The organism is Erwinia endophytica, from assembly GCF_009295515.1.
GTDB classification, from domain to species: domain Bacteria; phylum Pseudomonadota; class Gammaproteobacteria; order Enterobacterales; family Enterobacteriaceae; genus Erwinia; species Erwinia endophytica.
This window is the reverse complement of record NZ_RQVV01000013.1, coordinates 1-23,169: the sequence shown is the minus strand read 5'-3', so window position 1 is coordinate 23,169 and position 23,169 is coordinate 1. Positions and strand designations below refer to the sequence as shown.

Below are 23,169 nucleotides of genomic sequence, written 5' to 3'. Positions count from 1 at the left end.
CCGGTAACCGGATTGATATCTGAAATCATTTACCCAAAAGACGACAAAAAAACCAAAGCACCTCAAGCTGGAATCAGGCGCCTTTGTGGAAGAGGACTTCCGCCAGTACTTCAGCGGTGTGCTTTACAGCCTGAAAACCACCGCCGGCGATGGCGATACCCACGTTCTGATCGAGCATCAGTCGACCCCGGATAAACACATGGCGTTTCGGCTAATGCGCTATGCCATAACGGCGATGCAACGCCATCTCGAAGCAGGCCATAAAAGACGTATGGCCGCCCTGACCCTGCGGCAAAAACCTATCCATCAGTGTGACCTGGCAGAACGGGTGGACAGACTGGCGCCCATACTGCTGGCCGGATATCTTTCTTCATCACCGGTGGTATGATCTTACCCAGCAATAGTGGACACGCCACTAAGTGAGTAAACTCTCAACCAGGAGGTAGCTCACATGACAAAACCCGCATCAACCACGAAGAAACCCCGTAAGCAGCATCCCCCCGAATTTCGTCAGGAAGCCCTGAAGCTCGCTGAACGTATCGGTATCGCTGCGGCAGCCCGCGAGCTCAATCTGTATGAATCGCAGTGATACAACTGGCGGAGTAAAAATCAGCAATCCTCCTCTGTCTCTGAGCGTGAACAATCCCAGACTGCCAGCGTATACGGATGAAGCGGAAGCCCGCCATCCACAACACTCGAATAGCTTTGCCACACCAACCACATCACCGATCAGACGCATCATTAGCGGGTTTACCCGTTGATCATTATTGTCGAAAGTAACATCAAGGTATCTCCGTGAGAGATAAATGTCCTGTCGCATTAACATCGGGTGAAAACAGCACAGGCCATTCTCAAGCATCTGATGATAAATAAATGCGTCTCACTCTCTCTTTAGAGGAGGGACATTAATCAACCCAGGAAAAATAATTATTTTCGTTCCTTCCCTATCGAAAAACAATAATAAGAATGGTTATCAAAACCATTTAAAAACAGGAATGATTTTAATGATGGCGATAATAATTATCACTTATCTTTCATGGTGTTAAGTTAATGACTTTCTGCATAAAAACACCGATGAACAGTTTTTATTTCTGTAACAGTCATGCATAATGTACTTAACTATTCTTACTAACTTCCCTGTTTAAATATGGAGTCGCTATGCTGACCACCGAAATGACTGAGAAATTGAATGATCAGTTAAACCTCGAATTCTTCTCTGCCAACCTCTATTTACAAATGAGTGCCTGGTGTACCGATAAAGGCTTTGAAGGTGCCGCCGCGTTTCTGCGTGAACACGCGACGGAAGAAATGCAACATATGCAGCGCCTGTTTAACTACCTGAGCGATACTGGCGCCATGCCAATTCTGGGCACTATCGCCGCACCGCCTGTGGCCTTTAACTCTCTCAACGACGTGCTGGAGCAGGCTTATCAACATGAGCAACTGATTACGGTTAAAATCAACCAGTTGGCACACGCGGCCATCACGACTCAGGACTACTCTACCTTTAACTTCCTGCAATGGTATGTGTCTGAACAGCATGAAGAAGAAAAACTGTTCAAATCGCTGTTGGATAAACTGGCCCTGGTCGGTTCCAGCGGTAAGGCGTTGTTCTTCGTGGATAAAGACCTGATGAAGATGACCACTGGCAGCACTCCGGCTTAAGTTTCAGTTCGTGTTTTCCGCATGCCGGCATAAAACGGAACGCTTTAATATCCGTCCAATAAGCGGCCAGAATATATCGTACTTTAAACCTGATACGGGCCACCTTAAGGTGACCTGTATCAGGCTTTCACCTCACATCTACTGCCCTGGTGGCTTTTGCTGTTGGTCGGGCTCTTTGCGCACAACAGGCGGGGCTATTTTGCGCAGTTCTTTCACCTGATCCACGGTAACCGCAGAAGCATTGTTGCCCCAACTTCTGCGTACGACGGTCGACAGATCCGCGACTTGCTGATCATCCAGACGCCAGGCAAAATCCGGCATGGTTAATCCGCTCACCGCCTGATCAGTAACAGCGGCTTTACTGCCTCGCAATATGATACTGACCAGTGATGACAGATCGTCGCTCAACAAAGCCGGGTTATCGGCCAGTGCCGGGAAGGTATTGCGGTAACCTTTACCGTCAGTACGGTGACAGGCTGCGCAATTATCCATATAGACTTGTGCTCCCGGTTGGCTCATATCCCCTTTTACCAACGCTGCCTGCGTTCTCTCATCTGCTTTGGGCACCTGCGCTTGCGGGTCAGATGATTTCAGACTCTTCAGGTAGACCGCTATCGCCTGCAGGTCCTGGTCGCTAAGATACTGGGTACTGTGCTCAATCACCTCGGTCATCGCGCCAAAGGCGGCGATGTTGCCAGTCCAGCCGGTTTTCAGAAAATTGACCATATCCTGCTGAGACCCGTTCCCCAGACCTTCTTGCTGATTACTGGTCAGATCCGGTGCATGCCAGCCCTCCAGCGTTCCACCGGTAAGATAAGCCGCATTGTGCTGATCCCGCGCCTTTTCCTGAAAACCAATCCCGCGCAGCGTATGGCAACTGCCGCAGTGCCCCAGTCCCTGGACCAGATAAGCCCCCCGGTTCCATTCCGCACTCTGACTGCTGTCCGGCAGAACCGTTTTATCTGATGGCGGTCTGAAAAACAGACAGCGCAACATTTGCTGACATCTGACCTTAATGCGCCAGAGCCGGCAATCGTGCGTTGTTTACTCATCGGCAGCGAGAACCTGCCTCTCACTGGGCGGAAATTTAACGCCACGGCAGTACAGACGAAACAGTCGGGCGAGGTGAGCCCCCATTGGGGTCAGCGTGGTATCCTTACGCTGGATTAAATAAAACACCGCTGGCGGTATTTTTTCTTTGATATTCAACGCTACCAGTTGATTGCCAAGGACAGGATCTGCCATCACGTCCCGCGACAGGACGCTAATAAAATCACTCTGCGCCACCAGGCTGGTACAGGCCATAAACGTTTCACAGGTTACCTTGATCGAGGGTGCCATCCCCATGCCGCTAAAGCGCTCGTGCAGGAGCCGATAATGGCTGCCTTTCGGCGTTGGCATGGTCCAGTCGCCATGCTGTAGCTCCGCCAGTGAAGCGGCATGCTCCAGTGGATGCCCTTTACGCACCACCACGCAATACTCACGTTCCATCAGCTTTTCATAGTTCAGCTCATTATCCAGATAACTTTGGTCATAGCTGTTGATAGTGAAATCCAGCGCCCCCTGACGCAGTTCAGGCAACATCGACACCAGTTGCCCTTCCACTATTCGCACCTTAACATCAGGAAACTGGCGATGAAATTGAGTTATCACCTGCGGCATCACCGTCCTGGCGATACTGCCCCCAATCCCGATACTCACCGCACCACCGCGCAGCCCCAGACGTTGCTGAATATCCTCCTGCGCCACACGCAACTCCTGCAAAATCAGACTGGCACGCTGAAAGAAGGCCTCCCCCATTTCAGTCAGTTCAACCCCCTGTCGACGGCGTACCAACAGCCGTGCGCCAAGAATTGACTCCAGTTCCTGGATCGATTTGGTCAGGGCGGGTTGCGACAGATTGGCCGCCCGGCTGGCGGCGCGAATGCTCCCCTGCCGGACAATGTCAACGAAGGCTCTGAGTTGATGAAGTTTGATCGTTGCAGGCATAACGCTCCGGGCACAGTGATAACTGTTATTTATCAATATAAAGATATTGTCATCTTCTGCCCTGTGCCGCCAGTGTGTACAGTCGAAAAAAACACCACCTTGTAGTCGCTCCCCCGAGAGGTAAAAGAATGGATCACGCTGTTGATGACTTTGTGAGAGAAATAACGCCACGTCTGCAGGCCTGGCGACGCGACCTGCACAAATTTGCCGAATCCGGCTGGCTGGAGTTTCGTACCGCCACGCTGGTGGCCGAAGAGCTACATTGCCTGGGCTATTCTCTACAGTTAGGTAAAGAGGTTATCGATGCCGAATCCCGCATGGGTCTGCCTTCTGCTGAAGTACTGGCGCAGCAGGAACAACGGGCTATTGAGCAAGGGGCGCTGCCCCAGTGGCTGCCTCATTTTTCCGGCGGGTTTTGCGGCATCGTCGCCACACTGAAAACCGATCGTCCTGGCCCGGTGATGGCATTCCGTGTGGATATGGATGCGTTAGATATGTCAGAACGGCTGGCGCAGGATCACCGGCCGTTTGCCGAAGGCTTTGCTTCCTGTAATGTCGGTATGATGCATGCCTGCGGTCACGACGGTCATACCAGTATCGGCATCGGCATGGCGCATGTGCTGAAACAGTTTGAATCCCGGCTGTGCGGCACCATTAAACTGATTTTCCAGCCGGCGGAAGAAGGCACGCGTGGCGCGAAATCAATGGTGGCGGCCGGCGTGCTGGATGATGTGGATTTCTTCACGGCCAGCCATCTTGGTCTTGGCATCCCGGCGGGAGAACTGATTTGTGGTTGTGACAGTTTCCTCGCTACCACCAAGCTGGACGTGACATTCCGGGGAGTCGCTTCACATGCCGGAGCGCGACCAGAGGAAGGAAAAAATGCCCTGCTGGCCGCCGCTCAGGCGACCTTAGCACTGCATACTCTACCGCAACATAGCGCGGGCAGTTCACGGATTAACGTCGGCGTGTTGCAAGGGGGGAGCGGACGGAATGTGGTGGCTGATCATGCGCTGATGAAGGTGGAAACTCGCGGAGCAACCAATGAAATCAACGATTTTATCTATCAACAGGCGCTTCAGGTTCTGGCCGGTGCGGCGACAATGTATGGCGTACAGCATGAGGTCAGGCTGATGGGCGCCGCCCGCAGTAGTCAACCCACTCAACCCTGGGTTAACTACATCCGCCAGCAAGCCCGTCAGATCCCCGAACTGACCTCGCTGGTTGACAGCAAAGAACAGGCCGCCGGTTCAGAAGACGCCACCTATATGATGGAACGGGTAAAAGAAATGGGCGGCCAGGCATCCTACCTTATTTTCGGTACGGAACTGAGCGCCGGGCACCACAATGAGAAGTTCGACTTCAATGAAGAGGTGATCGCCATTGCGGTGAAAACCCTGGTGACGCTGGCCTGCAATATTCAACATTTTCGGAAAGAATAGCCGTTAACGCACAGAGCAGGCTGAAAACGACAACGGCGGTCGCCATAAACAACCTGGCGACCTCCTGTTGCAGATTGGGCTTCCACTCTGTCGGCCCCGAAAAAGGGCGGAACTCATCCGCCCAAAAACGACAGATAATTATCTGTTCAACCGCCATAAATATGCTGACCGCTGCTGGCAGCTGCGGACAAATTCAAACGCTGCCAAAAATTCTGCTCCGGCGTGGAACCCGATAGCGGATAACCCGCCTCCAGCGCCGTTGACACCATCAGATGCCGACGCTGGGCCGCGCTGAGGTTTGGCAATGGCCCTTCCAACAGCACTTCCGCCCCCTCAGGCACGACCAGTGGTGCTGGCAGCACTTTTTCCCGCGGCAAATTCCAGCTCATGGAGAGGTTATAGAAAGTTATTATCTGCGGCGCGGTATAGGGATCTGCCGCGCCCTGCGGTTTAGCGCAGACGGCTAGTGAGGTACCGCACTCTTTTTCCAGTGCCGTGCGCAACTGCTGACGCGCGTCGATAAACAACACGCGATACTGCGGGTCATTCAGGTAATGAGCAACATTACGCTGCGCCGCCATCCTCGACCCTATCAAGTCAATCGGGTAATGCACTCCCAGCACCATACGGGAATAACTGTAGCGAGCCGCACGATCCAACAGCGGGACGAAACGTTCAGGCAGCATCTCCCCCAATAACACAGCATCGGTATAGGCGGTGTTGGTATGACCGCTTGGGTAGGAACCTTGCGTCGCCTGATAAGGCATGTTGTCTTTGACAACGGCGGTATCGGGTACCAGGTGAATGGTATTGCCAGGGATCAGGAACGGACGTGGATTATTGAACGCTTTTTTCGCCGCTCCCGTTCCCACTTCGCTGGCTTTAATCAACGCAGCGGCTTTGCCAATCTCCCCCTTGTTATAAGCATTCAAAAACGCCTGCCCCAATTTAGGCCCCAGCGCATCAGCAAGGAAAAACAGGTAATTCTGCCCTTCAGCATCGATCAACGCCTGCGTCCGTTGCCCCTGACTGGCATTCAGGTTCACCTCTTCCACTGTTTTCAGGCTGGCGGCAATAGTCGTTTTCGGCAGGGCCGGGAAGGCATCCAGCAGTTTAATATCCGCCTGCTGGAGCGATTTTTTATCGAAATCATAGCCGCTGTCCTGCAGCCATTTTTTATCAACAAGCGGCTTGCTCTGTTTTGCTTCGGCTAATTGAGCGCGGGTCAATGTACTGGCATCCCCTTTCAGCGCGTTGATCAGCGCCTGCTGAATGGTGGCGGAAAACGCGACGAACTGCGCGTTATCGCTAGCGGGTGTGGTGCTGTCCACCATCGCGTTAATTTGATCCAGAGGGATAATGACTGATTTTGCCTGAACCAGTTGGCTAACCAGCAAAGCGACCGCCAACAGTGAGTAACGTGTACGCATTACCGTTCCTTATAAAATTGAGTGGATGAGAGATAACAATTATGCTGGAAGATAAGTGTGACAGAAATATGACAACAATGAGTTTCGTCATCAAATGATCAGCAACATATGACCTCACACCTCTGCGGCCCCGACGACATTATCGATATCCTGCATCAATCATTTGCTACCACAGGAACACTGTCAAGAGAGGGCATTTCGACTGCGCAGGTCGGCATGACAGGACGTCGAGCATGAATGTGCGGCGTTATGTGGGCACAACCAAGATCATAAAAACAAGGGAAAGAGGGGGGGACCACAGGTGCGACCAACACACCTGCGGCTTGAAGCATGACAGTCTATTTCATTTAAAAGCATAGACTACGCCAACACGCAGACGCAATTGCCGTTCGCTGGATATTGATGAACGATTGATATCACCAAAAGTAATATAGGGAGACCACTCTTTTTTATCCCCCATAAAATAATTAAATTGCAACTCCTGTTCGTAATTATAATGTTTATTGGCGAAGAGATCTTCATCACCGTGCTGATAGATTATTTTGTAGACCAGTTGCCAGTCGTCTTGTGAATAACTGAAATACCCATCCACCCGGTTGACCGTGCGATGTCTATTCGTGGTACAAACCACACCAACTGTGTCACAGACACTGTCATGGGCATAATCTGTTAATTCCAGACGATACAACCCACCGATAGACCAGTGTTCATTGATGGTATACCAGGGAGAAACACCGAATTTCCATTCAGTACGGCTGGAGTTAAACTCAGGCTGTATCAACGGTATGATTTTCCAATTTCCTATTTGGTACGTTTTCGCCAATGTCATTTCCACAGCATTAAGAACCTCATCCTGGTAATATTTATCCACAGGATTGGAACCACCCGTTTTAAATTTAACATCAGCAGAAAAAGAATAATTAGCCGGTAAGGTTGTCGAAAATAACAACCTGTCGAAATGTGTCCTGTCACGTACACGATACTCATGACGATAATCAAACGAAACATTCGTTAAATCCACATCAGCATAAGCGCTACCATAAAATGAAAAAAACAAAACAATAAAAAATAGCCCATTATTGGATATTTTCATTTTTCACATCCTCATTTACCTTATTGTCGTCCATGTCCATGTATTTATTCAGCCCATCCACCTAAAACAAGTCTATTTCCCTATAAGCATCACGCACTGAAAGTAATAACATCGTACATCACATCCTCCCCTGTTTTTCCAGGGAAATATATTATTACCGGATAACAATAATTCCCGATTAATCGGTACACACGCCAAATGGTAGCGACCATTTCGCAAAGCGACACGGTCTTATTCCACCTTAAATAATTAAAAAATATAATAATCAGACATCGATAAAAACATTTGTCCATTCTCTTTATTTTTTCATCTCCAACCTTCTGTTTTTTGCCATCAAAGAAAGAAAAATGGCACTCACATAAAGAATAAGCAGACCTTAATCATAAAAATGAAATGTTGTTTCAATTTTATTTAAAGTAGATATAAATCTCTAATTAAAATCGCATTAATGGACTGTATTTTGTAACATCAACCTCCTTTTCAAGAGGAATATTGCCCCACAACTCTGGCCCCGAGCCCCACATTGCAGGACAAACGCGCCGGCGAACAACGAGCTCAAATCTCATCATCGTGAACGGACATGACGACGGAGATCACGATTCAACATTTTTATTCCACTCACCGCACAATTTACCGCTATTTCGGCGTATGTTGCCTCTTTTCGCCAACGTGATACTGGCTATGTATGAAGTAAAACTGGTTTTGTTGCTGTTACAGCAGATGTGCGTGTTTTTGGTGATCGCCTGGCTAATGAGCAAAACGCGCCTGTTCATCCCCCTGATGCAGGTGACAGTACGTCTGCCGCACAAGCTACTGTGCTATGTCACCTTCGCCATTTTTTGCATTATGGGGTCCTGGTTCAGCCTGAATATTGCGGACTCTCTCGCCAACACCCGCGCCATTGGAGCCGCGATTGGCGGGCTACTGGGCGGTCCACTGGTCGGCGGACTGGTCGGTCTGACCGGCGGACTGCACCGCTACTCCCTCGGCGGGATGACCGCACTCAGTTGCATGGCCTCCACCATCACCGAAGGGTTGCTGGGTGGTCTGATGCACAGTTGGCTTTTCAAAACAGGACGCCCCGATAGAATCTTCAGCCCACTGACGGCGGGTGCTATTACTTTTGTTGCTGAACTGCTGCAGATGGTGATCATTCTGCTGATTGCCCGCCCATTTCAGGATGCGCTGCATCTGGTACAAAACATCGCCGCGCCAATGACGATAACGAATTCTCTGGGCGCCGCGATGTTTATGCGGATTCTGCTGGATAAACGCGCCATGTTTGAAAAATACACTTCGGCCTTTTCTGCTGTCGCCCTGAAGGTGGCCGCATCCACCGAAGGGATCCTGCGCCAGGGATTTAATGAAGAGAACAGCCTGAAAGTGGCACAAGTGCTCTATGCCGAACTGAAAACCGGAGCGGTCGCTATCACCGACCGGGAAAAATTGCTGGCCTTCACCGGTACAGGAGATGACCACCATTTACCCGGCAAAGGCATTTCTTCGCTGCATACCTTGCGGGCCATCGCCACCGGTGAGGTGGTTTACGCTGACGGTAATGAGGTCCCTTACTGCTGTTCTATCCATCCTGATTGCAAACTGGGCTCCACATTGGTTATCCCACTACGCGGAGAAAATCAGCGGGTTATCGGCACCATCAAACTGTATGAAGCCAAAAATCGTCTGTTCAGCTCAATCAACCGCACGCTGGGCGAAGGGATCGCGCAGTTGCTGTCAGCCCAGATTCTGGCCGGTAAGTTTGAACAGCAAAAAACCCTGCTAACGCAGGCTGAGATTAAACTACTGCATGCCCAGGTCAATCCCCATTTCCTGTTCAATGCGCTGAATACACTGCTGGCGGTGATCCGCCGCGATCAAGAGCAGGCCGGACGGCTGGTACAGTATCTGTCGACCTTCTTTCGTAAAAATCTCCAGCGACCATCAGAAATTGTGACGCTGGCGGATGAAATTGAGCATGTGAATGCTTACTTACAGATTGAAAAAGCGCGCTTTCAGGCACAGTTGACGGTACAGATGCAGATCCCGCTGGAGTTGGCGCATCATCAGTTGCCGGCCTTCAGCCTGCAACCGATTGTTGAAAATGCAATTAAACACGGGACGTCCCAGCTACTTGGCACTGGGAAAATCGTTATTCAGGCCCGGCGGGTAGCAGCGCATCTGCTCCTGACCATTGAAGATAATGCCGGCCTGTATCAGCCACAAACTGACAGCAAAGGATTAGGGATGACGCTGGTGGATAAACGTTTACGGGCACAATTTGGCGACAATTATGGCATCAGCATCCACTGCGAGCAGGAAAAGTTTACCCGTATCTACCTGCGACTGCCGCTGGAGGAAGCATGCTAAAGGTATTGATTGTCGATGATGAACCGCTGGCGCGGGAGAACCTGCGCATCCTGCTGGAGGATGAACGTGATATTACCCTCGTCGGTGAGTGCGCCAATGCCATTGAGGCGATTGGTGCCGTACGCCGACTTGAACCGGACGTTCTGTTTCTGGACATTCAGATGCCACAGATCAACGGGCTGGAAATGGTGGCGATGCTGGATGACCATCATCGCCCTTATATCGTGTTTCTGACCGCTTTTGATCATTACGCGGTGAAGGCGTTTGAAGAACAAGCCTTTGACTACTTACTGAAGCCGCTGGCCGCCGATAGATTGCGCAAAACCCTGACCCGTCTGCGGCAGGAGCGGCATATCCAGGCTATTTCACTGTTGCCAGAAAGTCAGCAACCGTTGCAGTTTATTCCCTGCTGCGGACATAGCCGGATTTATCTGCTGCAGATGGATGAGGTGGCATTTGTCAGCAGCCGTCTGAGTGGAATTTATGTCACTAATAATGAGGGTAAAGAAGGGCTGACCGAACTGACGTTACGCACACTGGAGAACCGGACCTCGCTGCTGCGTTGCCATCGCCAGTATCTGGTGAATATGGCGCAGCTGCAGGAGATTCGTCTGCAAGACAACGGTCAGGCAGAACTACGGTTACGCTGTGGACTGACCGTACCGGTCAGTCGTCGTTATCTTAAACTGCTGAAAAAAAATCTCGGTCTTTGAAAGCAGAAAAAAGTGCCTGCGGCAACTGCCTCTGTTCGCTCGTCCTGCGCTATCAGTAATTAGCAGCAGCGCATGCCGCCCTTGCCGTCTCCACCGTAACGCGCCTGCTGGCGCTCACGGAAAAACTCTTTATAGCTCATCACCGGTTTATCCGGATGCCGGGTCCTCATATGCTGAACGTAGGTATCGTAATCCGGGATCCCGACCAGCATCCTGGCCGCATGGCTAAGGGATTTGCTGACTGATCCTAAATGAACAAACATAATGATTCCTGAAGTTAAAGCCCTGCCAGAGCAGGGCTGGGAAGGTTATCAGTGACCAGAAGAGACTTTCACCCCCTCTGGAGGGATGGCGACATAAGGTGTCTCTTTATCAGTACGCTGCGGAGAACGCCTTGCCTTCATCGCCGCGCCAATACCGTAAAAAATAATGCTGTACACCACCACCAGGAACAGGATGCTGAGCGCCGCATTAGTATAGTTATTGACCACAATATGGCTCATATCCGCCATTTGCCGGGCGCTCAGTTGCGCGCCCTCAGCCAGCAGGCGAGCCTTGTATTCCCTCGCCATATAGAAGAATCCTTCCATCTCCGGCCTGCTGCTGAACAGTTTCATCCCCAGAGCCCAGGTGGTGCAAACCAGCAGCCAGATCGCCGGAATGACCGTCACCCAGACGTAACGACTGCGCTTCATTTTGATCAAGATGACCGTCACCAGCACCAGCGCTATCGCCGCCAGCATCTGGTTCGAAATACCGAACAGCGGCCACAGGCTTTTTACCCCACCCAGCGGATCGACCACCCCCTGATACAGCAGATATCCCCACAGGCCGACACAGCCTGCGGTACCGATTACCCCGGCAACCAGCGAGTCGGTTTTCTTCAGTACCGGGATAAAATTGCCCAACAGATCCTGCAACATAAAGCGGCCAGAACGGGTACCCGCATCCAGCGCGGTAAGGATAAACAGCGCTTCAAACAGGATACCGAAGTGATACCAAAAACCCATATCCGCCATCGGAACGATTTTGTGAAAGACCATCGCAATCCCTACCGCCAATGTCGGCGCCCCACCCGCACGGTTCAGCACCGACGGTTCGCCAATATCTTTAGCGGTCTGCAGGATTTGTTCAGGTGAAATCACAAAACCCCAGCTACTGACAGTCGCCGCCGCATGAACAGTGACGTCATGCAGTTGCGCCATAATCGCCGGCGCCGCGTCGCTCCCCAGTTCATGAAGATTGGGCATGGTGATACCCAACCCGGACGGTGGGGTATTCATGGCAAAATAGAGACCCGGCTCGATAATGGAGGCGGCCACCAGCGCCATCATCGCCACAAAAGATTCCATCAGCATCGCTCCGTAGCCGATAAAACGCGCTTCAGTTTCCATCGCCAACAGTTTCGGCGTGGTACCAGAGGCAATCAAGGCATGGAAACCGGAGACCGCGCCACAAGCGATAGTGATAAACAGGAACGGGAACAGCGCGCCTTTCCACAGTGGGCCGGTGCCATCAATATACTGGGTCAGGGCAGGCATTTTCAGGTCAGGATTGAGGAGGATAATCCCCAGCGCCAGCCCGACTATCACCCCAATTTTCAGGAAGGTGGCCAGATAGTCACGCGGCGCGAGTATCAACCAAACCGGCAGCAACGCAGAAACAAAGGCATAGCCAATCAGCGTAAAGGTAATCGTGGTGTCTTTAAAAGTCAGCGCCGGTCCCCAGTACGGGTCGTGAGCGATAACACCGCCAAACCAGATTGACGCCACCAACGCGAGAATGCCGATAACCGAGACTTCCCCGACCCGCCCTGGGCGGATAAAGCGCATGTAAATCCCCATAAACAGCGCGATAGGGACAGTCGAACAGACCGTAAACACCCCCCACGGACTTTCGGCCAGCGCTTTCACCACGATTAACGCCAATACCGCCAGGATGATAATCATAATGACAAAGCAGCCAAACAGGGCAATCGTTCCCGGTACCGGTCCCATTTCCTCCTTGACCATTTCTCCCAGCGAAGCGCCGTTGCGGCGAGAAGAGATAAACAACACCATAAAGTCCTGTACCGCACCGGCGAGCACCACGCCGGCCAGCAGCCACAGCACCCCGGGCAGATACCCCATCTGCGCGGCCAGCACCGGCCCCACTAACGGACCCGCACCGGCGATCGCCGCAAAATGGTGGCCAAACAACACAAATTTATTCGTGGGGACATAGTTCAGGCCGTCATTGTTGATGACAGCGGGTGTCGCGCGGGTCGGGTCCAGTTGCATGACCTTTTGCGCAATATAGAGGCTGTAATAACGGTACGCCACCAGATATACCGAAACCGACGCCACCACAATCCACAGTGCGCTGACGTGTTCGCCCCGACGCAGGGCGACGGTAGCCAGACAGAACGCGCCAATTATCCCGATCAGCGCCCAGGGAAGATGTCGAACGATCTTTTTACTCATCATCATTTGCGAAGCCTGATATCAGATTAAAAACCAAACCACGGAAGCGGACCGTCCAACTGACCCAAACAACGTTTTCAGGAGGATACAGCCACGCCAGACTGTCGTTATTGTGGCCAATTTTTTCTTCTGGCAGGAGGATAAATAGCTGAACGGTTGTTTATCCGGGTTAAGCGGCACGCTGTCACCATCAGCGGTATACCGCTGTTTTTCAGCACGTGAAATAGTTGACAGGCATCACACTGCGCACGATGAATAATGCCGGGATATGCGTGATGATAACGTGATTTAATCGTCGAGCTGCAATGGGGGCAATTGCGCAAAGACGCTGAGCAATCCGGCACTCCACAACTGACGGATCTGCGAAAAGTAGGGATGTCTTTCGGTAATATGGTACTGCTGCGCCGTACTGAAACTGTCAGCGTGATACATCATCACGTCCAGCGGCAAACCGACCGAGATGTTACTCGCCAGCGTGGAATCCATCGAAATCAGCGCGCACTGCATCGCCTGATCCAGCGGCGTATCAAAACGTAGCACGCGATCGATAATCGGCTTGCCATACTTGCTTTCGCCAATCTGGAAATAGGGCGTATCAGTGCTCGCCTCAATAAAATTGCCTTGGGGGTAAAGCTGGAACAGTCGCGGCTCCTCCCCCTTAATCTGTCCGCCCAGCAGCAACGTGCCGCCAAACTCTTCACCGTCACGTTTGATAACCCCCCGCAAGGTTTCCCCCACCAGCAGGGCGACATCGTACATATTGGTACAGCTCATCAGATTAGGTCTGGCGGCATCCTCGCAACCCCGTCGCAGCAGGCTCAATACACTTTGGGTGGTCGCCAGATTACCGGCACTTTGCAGTACCAGCATTCGCTCATCATCCTGCTGAAAAACATGCAGCTTACGGAATGACGAAATATGGTCGACTCCCGCATTAGTACGGGAGTCGGAGACAAAAATCATTCCTGACGATAAACGCATTGCCACACAGTAAGTCATAGTCTGCCTGATTCAATTTACTGCTGCGAATTAACCAGTTGCACCGCAGCCACTGCCAACATGTCTTCACTTCCGCCGCCCAGCCGCATTCCTCTGACCGGGCAGGCATCCATATAATCCACTCCGACAGCCAGCTTCAGGTGCTGCCGGGTACTGCGGGTATTATTGGTAATATCAAAACTGTGCCAGCTCCCCTCGACCCAGGCCTCGACCCAGGCATGAGTCGCCACATGCCCGGCGGTATCAGTATAAAGGTAACCACTCACATAGCGAGCAGGGATATGCAAGCTACGACAACAGGCCAGAAACACATGGCTGTGATCCTGGCAAACCCCGGTGCCCGCCGCAAATACTTTCGCCGCCGTATCGGTCACCAACGTACTCCCCGGCTGGTAAGGCATTTTCAACAACAACTCGCCCATCAGCCGCTCAAGGCTGGGCAATGGCGCTTCAGGACGGAAATAGCGCAAGGCGAACTCACGAATAGCCTGATCAGGCTGGGTTAGCGGGGTGCTCCGCAGAAACACCAGCGGCGACAGCACGCTGTGCGGATCGGCCGTCGTCTCCTCTTCATCCAGGATTTCCACTACACCCCGCGCCTCAATTTCAATCGATTGATGCGGCGTATCCAGCGTCAGCACATGCAACACGTTGCCATAAGTGTCGGTGGTGCACATCGCCTGCGTGGGCAGCCGTAGCTCCCAGGAAATGATGGTCTGATGCACTGAATCCTGCGGGGTCAGGCGCAGGTACTGGGTGCTCTGTTTCACCAGGCTCTGGTAACTGAAGCACGTCTTATGGGCAATATCCAGTTTCATTTGGCCTCCAGGTAAGTCTGTTGAATACTTCCGGCAATATCGTTCAAGTCGCTCAGGAAATTACGCAGCCAGTCATGTAATCCAGCGCTAATCAGCGTCTCGTAGCTGTTGAAGCGCAGCGCGGCATGCAGTATCGTCACCAGCAAACGGGGACGGTTTTCCCCACTTCCGCCGATCAAATCCAACTGTTTGCCGATCTCCTCAAGGCAGGATCGTAGTGATCTCGGGCTTTCTTCGCGCAGGATCAGCAGCTCGTTAACGCTGGCGCTGGCCAGTTGCTGCTTGTAGATAGTGTGATAAGCCTCACGAGCGGAGACGGAACGTAACAACGTGTCAAGACGGTAATATTCCCGTACCGAATCCTCGTCCTGTCTGGTGAGATACTGCGTAACATCCAGCAACCGCGCCGTACAGTCAGCCCGCTCCAGCAGAGTACCAAGACGAATAAAACTCATGGCATCGCCACGCATCAACGTGCCAAACATCGCACCGCGAAACAAATGCGAACGCTCTTTCACCCAATCAAAAAAAGCATCCGCTCCACGGCTGTCCACCCCTTTGCGGTTCAGCTTACGCAGTTCAATCCAACTGGAGTTAATACTCTCCCACACTTCTGAAGACAAACTGCCGCGTACCGCATGGGCATTATTCCAGGCGGCCTCCCAGCAACTGAAAATACTGCCGGGATTACGTTGGTCAAGGACAAAAAAGGTAAACAACTGCGGCATCGCCAACTTGTCGTTCAGCGTCCAAAACAGCTCACTGGTGCTGGTCAGATTAAGCGGGACCCGCAGCTCATCATCGTGGCTGTTGCGTACGGGCATCAGCGACAGTCGGTTGGTGACGTCCAATACCCGGGCGATATTTTCAGCCCGTTCTAAATAGCGGGCCATCCAGTACAGGCCACTGGCTGTGCGACTCAGCATGCGTCATCCTCCAAAACCCAGGTATCTTTGGTGCCACCGCCCTGAGACGAGTTCACCACCAGCGAACCTTCGGTCAACGCCACACGCGTCAATCCCCCCGGCACCAGCCGAATTTCCGCGCCGCTGAGGGCAAAAGGACGCAGATCAATATGTCGGGGTGCCAGCCCTTGTTCAACAAATGTCGGACAAGTGGAGAGCGCCAGCGTATGCTGGGCAATGTAGTTTTCTGGTCGGGCTAACAACCGCGCGCGAAAATCAGCCAGTTGCTGCTGGCTGGCTACCGGGCCAATCAACATGCCGTACCCCCCGGCGCCATGAACCTCTTTCACCACCAGCTCCGGCAGGTTAGCCAGTACCCACGACAGTTCATCTGGTCGGCGACACTGCCAGGTCGGTACGTTGTTCAGGACCGGTTCTTCAGACAGGTAAAACCGCACCATATCCGGCACGTACGGGTAGATGGATTTATCATCCGCCACGCCGGTCCCTATCGCGTTCGCCAACACCACATTGCCAGTGCGATAGACCGACAACAGCCCCGGTACGCCAAGCAGCGAATCCGCCCGGAAGGCCAGCGGATCAAGAAAAGCATCATCCACCCGGCGGTAAATGACATCCACTTTGCATGGCCCGGCAGTGGTACGCATCATGACCACGCCATCCTTCACAAACAGATCGGCGCTTTCCACCAGCTCCACCCCCATTTGCTGCGCCAGAAAACTGTGCTCAAAGTAGGCGCTGTTAAAGCGGCCAGGCGTCAGTACCACCACCACAGGATCATTAACCGGCGAGCTTTCCCGCAGCGTTTGCAACAAATGAGAGGGATAGCGTTCAACCGGGGCTATACGTTGCTGCGCGAACAACTCCGGATAAAGCCGCATCATCATTTTACGGTTTTCCAACATGTAGGAAACACCGGACGGTGTACGCAGGTTGTCCTCCAACACGTAGTATTCGCCATCACTATTACGCACCATATCCACACCACAGATATGCGCGTAAATATCACGGTGCAGATTCAGCCCCTGCATACAGGGTTGATACTGATCGTTGACCAGCACCTGTTCCGCCGGGATTATCCCTGCTTTCAGAATCCGCTGTTCATGATAGATATCGTGGAGAAACATGTTGAGGACCTGTACCCGCTGGCGGATGCCATGGTCCAGCATTGCCCATTCGCTGGCCGGAATAATGCGGGGGACGCTATCGAATGGGATCAAGCGCTCGGCACCGCCATCCTGTCCGTAGACATTGAAGGTTATCCCGACGCGGTGAAACAGCAGTTCGGCCTCTTCTCTTTTGTGGGCGATAGCCTGTTGATCGGCCTGCTTCAGCCAGTGCCAGTAATCGCGATAATGCTGGCGATATTGGCCATTGCTCAACAGCATTTCATCATAAAAGCCTGATACGGGTTCATAGCCTTGATTCATGATTTCCCTTCCACCGTCAGTGAGCCTGTTAGAGATGTGCACAAAGCGTGCCAGTACGATGACGCGCGAGTCATACGACATCGTCGGAGCACTGCGGCTCAGGTGAAATAGCGTCTCAGGCAGAAAACGCGGAGCGGCGGAAGCACCACCATGGTGCATTCTGCCGCCAGCCTGATCCCTGAAGGCGTGGGAGCTGATTTCAATCAGAAAAAAGCCGGTAGGAAAAATGTCCCACCGGCCTGACGTCTAAACGTATTATGTTGTGCCAGCAATGTAACCGCTCGGCGAACTCACATTGCGCCACTGAAGTAACATTATAGACTGGTCGATATCAGCTAAAGCTATTTTCGGCGTAGGGCAACAACTCGCTGATCCGGTTGTTGGGCCAGGTAGGCAAGCGCGTTAATACGTCACGTAGCCAGATATAAGGATCGTGGTCGTTGAGTTTCGCGGTTTCCAGCAGGCTCAGGATAGACGCCATCCTTTGCCCGGCGCGCAGCGATCCGGCAAAAAGCCAGTTCTTGCGGCCTACGGCTACCGGACGGATGCAGTTTTCCGTGCGGTTATTATCGATGGGTACCCGGCCATCGTCCAGATAACTCAGCAACGCCGGCCAGCGTTTCAGGGTGTAATCCAGCGCTTTGCGCAGTGCGGAGTTGGGCGCGGCCTGCGGCTGTTGCGACACCAGCCACTGATGGAAGACCTCAAGCCGGGGTTTCGCATAGCGCTGTCGCCACTGGCGTTTTTTATCCGCCGGACGCTGTTTGATTTTACGCTCAAGTTTGTACAACTCACGGATAGCATCGAGAGGCAGTTTGGCTACCGGGCTTTTGTTGGCAGTGAACAGTTCGAAGAACTTGCACCGCGCGTGTGCCCAGCAGTCGGCCTCAAGTGCCTAGCCGCTGTCGAACAGCGCCTGGTAACCGGCATAACCGTCCACCACCAGGGTGCCGCGCCAGCCCTCAAGGAGGTCGCGGGCATACTGTCCGCTGCGTCCCGGCTGACAGTCATAAAGCACTATCGACCGGTTAGCACCCCGGGCGGTGATATAGGCCCGGAGGTAACCACGCCGGGTTTTACCCTTGCCGGGGTCGAGGATGGACAGCGGGGTTTCGTCGGCCTGGAGCACATTAGGTTCGGGTAATAATGTGACCAACTGCTGCTCGATATCGGCGGCATCGGCCTCGATATCTTCATCGAACAGTCCGCGCTGTTCACCCCGGAAGGCTTCACTTTTACGGCCAAAACGCCAGTGACGGGCATTTTTCAGCGCCTCTTCCAGTTGCTGGATATAACCTGCCTGCGTCTGATTACGTTGCATGTACTGCTCAAGGTCCGCGAGTAATTTCAACGCCAGAGAGCGCAGGTCATCGGGGTTTTGTGAAGTCAGCAGCAAGTCGATATCCATGCCTTTATTTTATCAAGAAAGGATATTATTGTCATTTAAAATCAATGCCTTAATTAATTTTTATCTTTATTTCCATTGAGTTAAATCCAGCCCGTCGACGCGTTTCCAGTCGATGCCTTTCATCAGCCAGTCGAACTGTTCCGGCGACAGCATCCAGGCGACATCCCCCTGTTTCGGCCAGATAAAATGCCCCTGATGAAGGCGACGAAGACACAGCCAGACGCCGTGCCTGTCCCAGCGCAGGACTTTGATACGCGAGCGCGCTTTGTTGCAGAAGACAAAAGCGGCTTCCCCTTGCCAGGGTTGGTGCAGGTGGTCGGTAATGTATTGGGTCAGGGTATCAATCCCCCGGCGCATATCGACCGGCTCCCACGCCAGCCAGATGTGTTGCGGCGTTAACACAGCGGTAAGTGTCAACGAAGTTGTCACCCCTGACGTTCGTTATGCTGCCTGTTTTTCCCGTTCCGGGTTCAGCGTTTTAAAGCCCGACGACGGCCACTGCGGCACATATTTCAACGTCCGGTACAGTGATTCAACGTACGCATTGTCATTGCTCACCCGCGGCCTGCTGTGCGACGGCGTGATTTTCAGCTCTGCAAGCTTTACCTGCAGCGTCTGTGACTTCATTGCCGCCCCGTTATCTGCGTGCAGTACCAGAGGGTGTCGCCAGCAGCGCTCCCGCAACACCGTCCTTTGCATCAGCGCCGCTGCCTGCTCGCCGCTTTCCGTTTCATACACTTCCGCGCCGGTGATTTTACGGCTGAACACGTCCTCAATCAGGTACAGATAGTACCAGCGTCCGCGCACTACCGACGGCAGCCCGGTGATGGACTTCTCCATGGCGGCGCAGCACCCGGTAAAAGGTTGATTCACTCGCCAGGTAAATACCGCTGTCTGCCAGACGCGGCACTATCTGAGAGGGCGGCAGGCTCGCATACACCGGCTGATGGCAGACCTCCCGTATCTGTCGCTCTTCCTCCGCACTGAGGCGATTAACGGGCACCGGCCTGACGGCTGTCGTTCTGCCATCCTCATGATGCTTTTGCCAGCGTCGCCAGGTGCGCAGGCTCAGGCTGACTTCCCAGCAGGCAACGGCACACCGGGCACCGGCAGCTACCGCCTCGTTAATCCACAGAATGAACTGCTGACGTTCATTCTTCGGGGTCAGTCGTCCCCGTCGGTTTCCCCGTAGTAATCCCTGAGCTTTTTTCGCAGCACCAGTATCGCGGCCGCCTCCGCCAGCGCTTTCTCCTTGCGGGTCAGCTCTTTCTCCAGCTGTCTGATGCGTTTCTGGCTCTGCTTCAGGGCTGCCTTATCATCCGGCACGGAGGTCTGTAAAAATGCCTGCTTCCACTGCGTCAGTTGGTCCGGATAAAGGCCCTTTTTACGACAGTACTCCGCCACTTCCGCCTCTGAAAGCGTGGCCGTCTCCACGATGGCGGCGAAGCGGGCCTCCGCAGGCCACTGTTCACTGTTTTTGTCAGCACCGGGCTCCGGTTTTCCCTCCTGTTTAGCCTGATTACGCCAGTTATAGAGGGTAGCTTCAGATATTCCTTCCATCTGCGCAACGGCGGAAACGGTCATGTTGTAAGGAGGCAGCAGTTTAGCCAGCGTCGCGGCCTTCGCTCAGGGGAAATTCGTTTCATTTGTCACTCCACTGCCCTCAGGATGATTTTTCAGAGGGGGTGACAACTATCCTGACACTGAGGGACAGGGACAAGGCCTGCATCACGGCCCGCAACTGAGCGGGAAGACACCGGACCGAACACCCGTTGGGAAGGTTGAGCGTCACCGTGTCGGCGTCGTTATTCCCTAGCATAACCCGGCGCGCAGGAATGAATGCTGCGGGAGCGGTCACGGTAGCGTCATCGTGATGATGTTTGAGCCAGTAATAAAAGGTGGCCAGGTTCAAATCGTGTTGCCGGCAATAGTGTTGTTTAGTTAACCCGCTCTGTTGCCAGGCGTCGAGATGCTGTTGCCGTTCAAGGTGAGAATAGCGTTTTGCCATATTTTACCTCAGGTTCGTTTTATTGAGTGAAGGCAGCATGTGGCAGCAGAGTTTTGTTAACAATATGAGTTTGCCGGACGCTTACCTTTTTCTTCCAGCGCTTTCAGCCGTTTTTTGAAATTCTCAAGGCTGTGGCGCAGCCAGACTGAACGAACGCCGCTTCCGGAGATAAAAACACCTTGTTTACGCGGCTCGTTGCTGGTCCTGTGCTGGCCGTGAGCCGGGAATGCGACAGCATAATCAACAACACAGCCCGCTCAGTGGTCATCGGTTCGGTTCTTAAGGTTAGGAGTGCGACGGCTGCGATTAATCAGTGCATCCACGCCACCTTCATCAGCCAGTTCGCGATAACGATAAAACGTATCACGCGAGACACCCATGATTTTGCAAGCCTTCGACACATTGCTGAGTTCTTCAGCCAGGTTCAGCAAACCGGCTTTGTGTTTGATAACGGGATTGGTAGTATGATGCATGAGAGTTACCTCGTGTTTTGTATAAGGCTTCGACCCCCATATCAAAACCGGTAACTATCAACCTTTCAAGGCCATGTGTCAGATCAATACATTTAAGGTGCATAGATAATGCACCTTAAATTATAAATCAATTAACAAAATCTGAAATTATTAATGAAGCATTCACCCCGCCAAACCCGAATCCATTTATAAGAACATTTTTTATAGATGTTTCTTTCGGTGTGTTTGTTATAATGTTTAGTCCATCAGTACTATCGTCCAAATCATCAATATTTATTGAAGGAGGAGCAATTCCATCATTAATTGCTTTAATAGAAAATATTGTTGCAGCTGCACCGGCTGCGCCTAACATATGACCAGTAGAAGATTTGGTTGATGATATATAAGTGTTTGAGTTATTAAATACACTTTTTATAGCTGCAATTTCAGCGCTATCGCCGACAAAAGTTGATGTTGAATGAGCGTTAATATAATCAATATCATCTGCTTTTAAATGAGCATCATTAAGTGCTTTCTGCATCGATCTAGCTGCACCGGAGCCATCTTCAGGACCAGAAGTTATATGCCAGGCGTCTGAGGTTGTTCCGTAACCTATTATTTCAGCGAGAATTTTTGCGTTTCGCTTTAAAGCATTCTCTAAGTCTTCTAGTATCAATATGCCTGCTCCTTCACTCATAACGAAACCATCTCGTTGTGAATCGAATGGCCGAGAAGCACGTTCAGGAGCATCATTATAATTTGTAGTTAAAGCCCTGGCTGCGTGGAACCCTCCTAATGAAACATTATTAATACACGATTCACTGCCACCAACTAATGCAATATTAGCGTATCCTGATTGAATAGCTCGGAAACCATCACCAATTGCTTGTATACTTGCCGCACACGCAGAAACTGGTGCTCCAATCATTCCTTTAAAGCCATATTTTATTGAAATCTGTCCTGCTGCAAGGTTTGCTATGAAAGATGGGATCGTAAATGGAGATAGCTTTCTACTTCCTTTTGTAGCAACAGTATTTACTGCATTAGTAATCGAATGAAAACCACCAATACCAGTAGCAACAATAGTTGCTATATCTAGTTTTTCGTCATCGCTTAAAGGTAAGAGATTGGCATCGTTTATTGCTTCCTCCGCAGCAACAAGAGCGAGCTGAATAAATCGATCTGCTTTTTTTTGCTCTTTTAAGGGAATGTAACGATTCATATCTAATCCACCTATGGGGTCGTCTTCATAGGATGGAATAATTCCTGCAATGCGGACCGGACAATCACCATAACTCTCCGGGGGTAATCTTTTTACGCCTGAAAGCCCCTTGAGTAATCTTTCCCATGAGACAGTGCTATTTGCAGCAAGTGGCGATACCAATCCAACACCAGTAACAACGACACGTTTTACATGTTTTCCATTCATTAGAGAACCAACTCCTACCTATAGTTTTTGGGTTTGCGACCTTGTTGCTTTTGCATGAAAGGGTACATCAAGATTTCAGTGTACACGTGTAAGCTCAAAATTAAAACATAAATTGACACTTCTCATATGAGCTAAACTTCACTCCAAAATCGGCTTTGATAACAGGTTGCTTCCGTTGGTCTTGGTATTAATCAAGAAAGAATAATTTAAAGATGAGCTCTAACATATTGTTTTAAATCAAAAATACTATTTTCATGCTAAATGAAATTATTAGCATTTTGGTGTTTAAGTCATTTTTTGGTTATGTATTCAATATGGTGATTGGTATTATGATGCATAATGCTCACGCTCAATAAACGTACCAATGATCCTGTCATGCATTTCAGCTGATTTTGAGTACCCCAGTGTCTTGCGGTTCAGTCGTTTTAGAGTGTGTCCCGTAACTATTTTTTGTACAATCTGGCTCATGGTTTAACTACAAAGAAATTCTTCAATTTGGCTCGTTACGATTTCCCTGATGATGCATGGGCGCTGATTT

General features: G+C 51.6%; 17 protein-coding genes and 6 pseudogenes. 6 read left to right on the top strand and 17 right to left on the bottom strand.

Annotated features, from left to right (window positions below):
• Window positions 1–19 precede the first annotated feature (19 nt).
• The 3 genes and pseudogenes from EH228_RS04955 to ftnA form a co-directional block, all read left to right on the top strand.
• Window positions 20–265: pseudogene (locus tag EH228_RS04955) on the top strand (Rpn family recombination-promoting nuclease/putative transposase); the annotation flags it as partial.
• A 186-nt stretch (window positions 266–451) separates the two neighbouring features.
• Window positions 452–586 (top strand): annotated as a pseudogene (locus tag EH228_RS20800) (IS3 family transposase); the annotation flags it as partial.
• Window positions 587–1,158: 572 nt separating this feature from the next.
• Window positions 1,159–1,665, top strand: coding sequence for a non-heme ferritin (gene ftnA / locus EH228_RS04945; protein ID WP_152320568.1), 507 nt, complete (start codon window positions 1,159–1,161; stop codon window positions 1,663–1,665).
• Between the two features lie 138 nt (window positions 1,666–1,803).
• Here the strand turns inward: ftnA and EH228_RS04940 are convergent, their stop codons facing one another.
• Window positions 1,804–2,661 (bottom strand): c-type cytochrome, encoded by an 858-nt coding sequence (locus tag EH228_RS04940; RefSeq protein ID WP_152320567.1) that lies wholly within the window; start codon window positions 2,659–2,661, stop codon window positions 1,804–1,806.
• A gap of 48 nt (window positions 2,662–2,709) precedes the next feature.
• Window positions 2,710–3,654, bottom strand: coding sequence for a LysR family transcriptional regulator (locus tag EH228_RS04935; protein WP_152320566.1), 945 nt, complete (start codon window positions 3,652–3,654; stop codon window positions 2,710–2,712).
• A 128-nt stretch (window positions 3,655–3,782) separates the two neighbouring features.
• Between EH228_RS04935 and EH228_RS04930 the strand changes: the two genes are divergently transcribed.
• Window positions 3,783–5,096, top strand: coding sequence for a M20 family metallo-hydrolase (locus EH228_RS04930; protein WP_152320565.1), 1,314 nt, complete (start codon window positions 3,783–3,785; stop codon window positions 5,094–5,096).
• Between the two features lie 146 nt (window positions 5,097–5,242).
• On the opposite strand, the gene EH228_RS04925 is transcribed toward EH228_RS04930, so the two are convergent.
• Together EH228_RS04925 and EH228_RS04920 are read right to left on the bottom strand one after the other, a co-directional pair.
• Complete coding sequence (locus EH228_RS04925; RefSeq protein WP_152320564.1) at window positions 5,243–6,526, bottom strand: acid phosphatase; 1,284 nt, start codon at window positions 6,524–6,526, stop codon at window positions 5,243–5,245.
• A 343-nt stretch (window positions 6,527–6,869) separates the two neighbouring features.
• Window positions 6,870–7,619, bottom strand: coding sequence for an oligogalacturonate-specific porin KdgM family protein (locus EH228_RS04920; RefSeq protein ID WP_152320563.1), 750 nt, complete (start codon window positions 7,617–7,619; stop codon window positions 6,870–6,872).
• A 681-nt stretch (window positions 7,620–8,300) separates the two neighbouring features.
• Here EH228_RS04920 and EH228_RS04915 point away from each other — a divergent pair.
• Together EH228_RS04915 and btsR are read left to right on the top strand one after the other, a co-directional pair.
• Window positions 8,301–9,986, top strand: a complete 1,686-nt coding sequence (locus tag EH228_RS04915) for a sensor histidine kinase (protein ID WP_152320562.1) — start codon at window positions 8,301–8,303, stop codon at window positions 9,984–9,986.
• Window positions 9,980–10,699 carry a two-component system response regulator BtsR gene (gene btsR / locus EH228_RS04910; protein ID WP_152320561.1) on the top strand — a complete coding sequence of 240 codons (720 nt, stop codon included), beginning with the start codon at window positions 9,980–9,982 and terminating at the stop codon, window positions 10,697–10,699. Before EH228_RS04915 ends, btsR begins: the two co-directional genes overlap by 7 nt.
• Before the next feature lie 59 nt (window positions 10,700–10,758).
• Here the strand turns inward: btsR and EH228_RS04905 are convergent, their stop codons facing one another.
• From EH228_RS04905 to EH228_RS04835, 13 genes and pseudogenes are all read right to left on the bottom strand, one after another.
• Window positions 10,759–10,962, bottom strand: a complete 204-nt coding sequence (locus EH228_RS04905) for a YbdD/YjiX family protein (protein ID WP_152320560.1) — start codon at window positions 10,960–10,962, stop codon at window positions 10,759–10,761.
• Window positions 10,963–11,010: 48 nt separating this feature from the next.
• Complete coding sequence (locus EH228_RS04900) at window positions 11,011–13,164, bottom strand: carbon starvation CstA family protein (protein ID WP_152320634.1); 2,154 nt, start codon at window positions 13,162–13,164, stop codon at window positions 11,011–11,013.
• A 285-nt stretch (window positions 13,165–13,449) separates the two neighbouring features.
• Window positions 13,450–14,160 carry a proteasome-type protease gene (locus tag EH228_RS04895; protein WP_152320559.1) on the bottom strand — a complete coding sequence of 237 codons (711 nt, stop codon included), beginning with the start codon at window positions 14,158–14,160 and terminating at the stop codon, window positions 13,450–13,452.
• 17 nt (window positions 14,161–14,177) lie between these two features.
• Complete coding sequence (locus EH228_RS04890; RefSeq protein ID WP_152320558.1) at window positions 14,178–14,978, bottom strand: transglutaminase family protein; 801 nt, start codon at window positions 14,976–14,978, stop codon at window positions 14,178–14,180.
• Window positions 14,975–15,904 carry an alpha-E domain-containing protein gene (locus EH228_RS04885; protein ID WP_152320557.1) on the bottom strand — a complete coding sequence of 310 codons (930 nt, stop codon included), beginning with the start codon at window positions 15,902–15,904 and terminating at the stop codon, window positions 14,975–14,977. The genes EH228_RS04890 and EH228_RS04885 overlap by 4 nt, the downstream gene beginning before the upstream one ends.
• Window positions 15,898–17,334: a circularly permuted type 2 ATP-grasp protein gene (locus tag EH228_RS04880; RefSeq protein ID WP_152320556.1), complete on the bottom strand. Its 1,437-nt coding sequence runs from the start codon at window positions 17,332–17,334 to the stop codon at window positions 15,898–15,900. The genes EH228_RS04885 and EH228_RS04880 overlap by 7 nt, the downstream gene beginning before the upstream one ends.
• A 331-nt stretch (window positions 17,335–17,665) precedes the next feature.
• Window positions 17,666–18,655, bottom strand: a pseudogene (gene tnpC / locus EH228_RS04875) (IS66 family transposase).
• Between the two features lie 153 nt (window positions 18,656–18,808).
• The gene (tnpB, locus tag EH228_RS04870) at window positions 18,809–19,144 is read right to left on the bottom strand and encodes an IS66 family insertion sequence element accessory protein TnpB (RefSeq protein ID WP_152320633.1); all 336 of its coding nucleotides are present in this window, start codon (window positions 19,142–19,144) and stop codon (window positions 18,809–18,811) included.
• Between the two features lie 54 nt (window positions 19,145–19,198).
• A pseudogene (locus tag EH228_RS20430) lies at window positions 19,199–20,353 on the bottom strand (transposase); the annotation flags it as partial.
• A 52-nt stretch (window positions 20,354–20,405) separates the two neighbouring features.
• Window positions 20,406–20,750 carry an IS66 family insertion sequence element accessory protein TnpA gene (gene tnpA, locus EH228_RS04850; RefSeq protein WP_240116228.1) on the bottom strand — a complete coding sequence of 115 codons (345 nt, stop codon included), beginning with the start codon at window positions 20,748–20,750 and terminating at the stop codon, window positions 20,406–20,408.
• A gap of 86 nt (window positions 20,751–20,836) precedes the next feature.
• Window positions 20,837–21,223: pseudogene (locus EH228_RS04845) on the bottom strand (helix-turn-helix domain-containing protein); the annotation flags it as partial.
• A gap of 127 nt (window positions 21,224–21,350) precedes the next feature.
• Complete coding sequence (fabF, locus tag EH228_RS04840; protein ID WP_152320553.1) at window positions 21,351–22,631, bottom strand: beta-ketoacyl-ACP synthase II; 1,281 nt, start codon at window positions 22,629–22,631, stop codon at window positions 21,351–21,353.
• Window positions 22,632–22,958: 327 nt separating this feature from the next.
• Window positions 22,959–23,060, bottom strand: a pseudogene (locus EH228_RS04835) (IS1 family transposase); the annotation flags it as partial.
• Window positions 23,061–23,169: the final 109 nt, after the last annotated feature.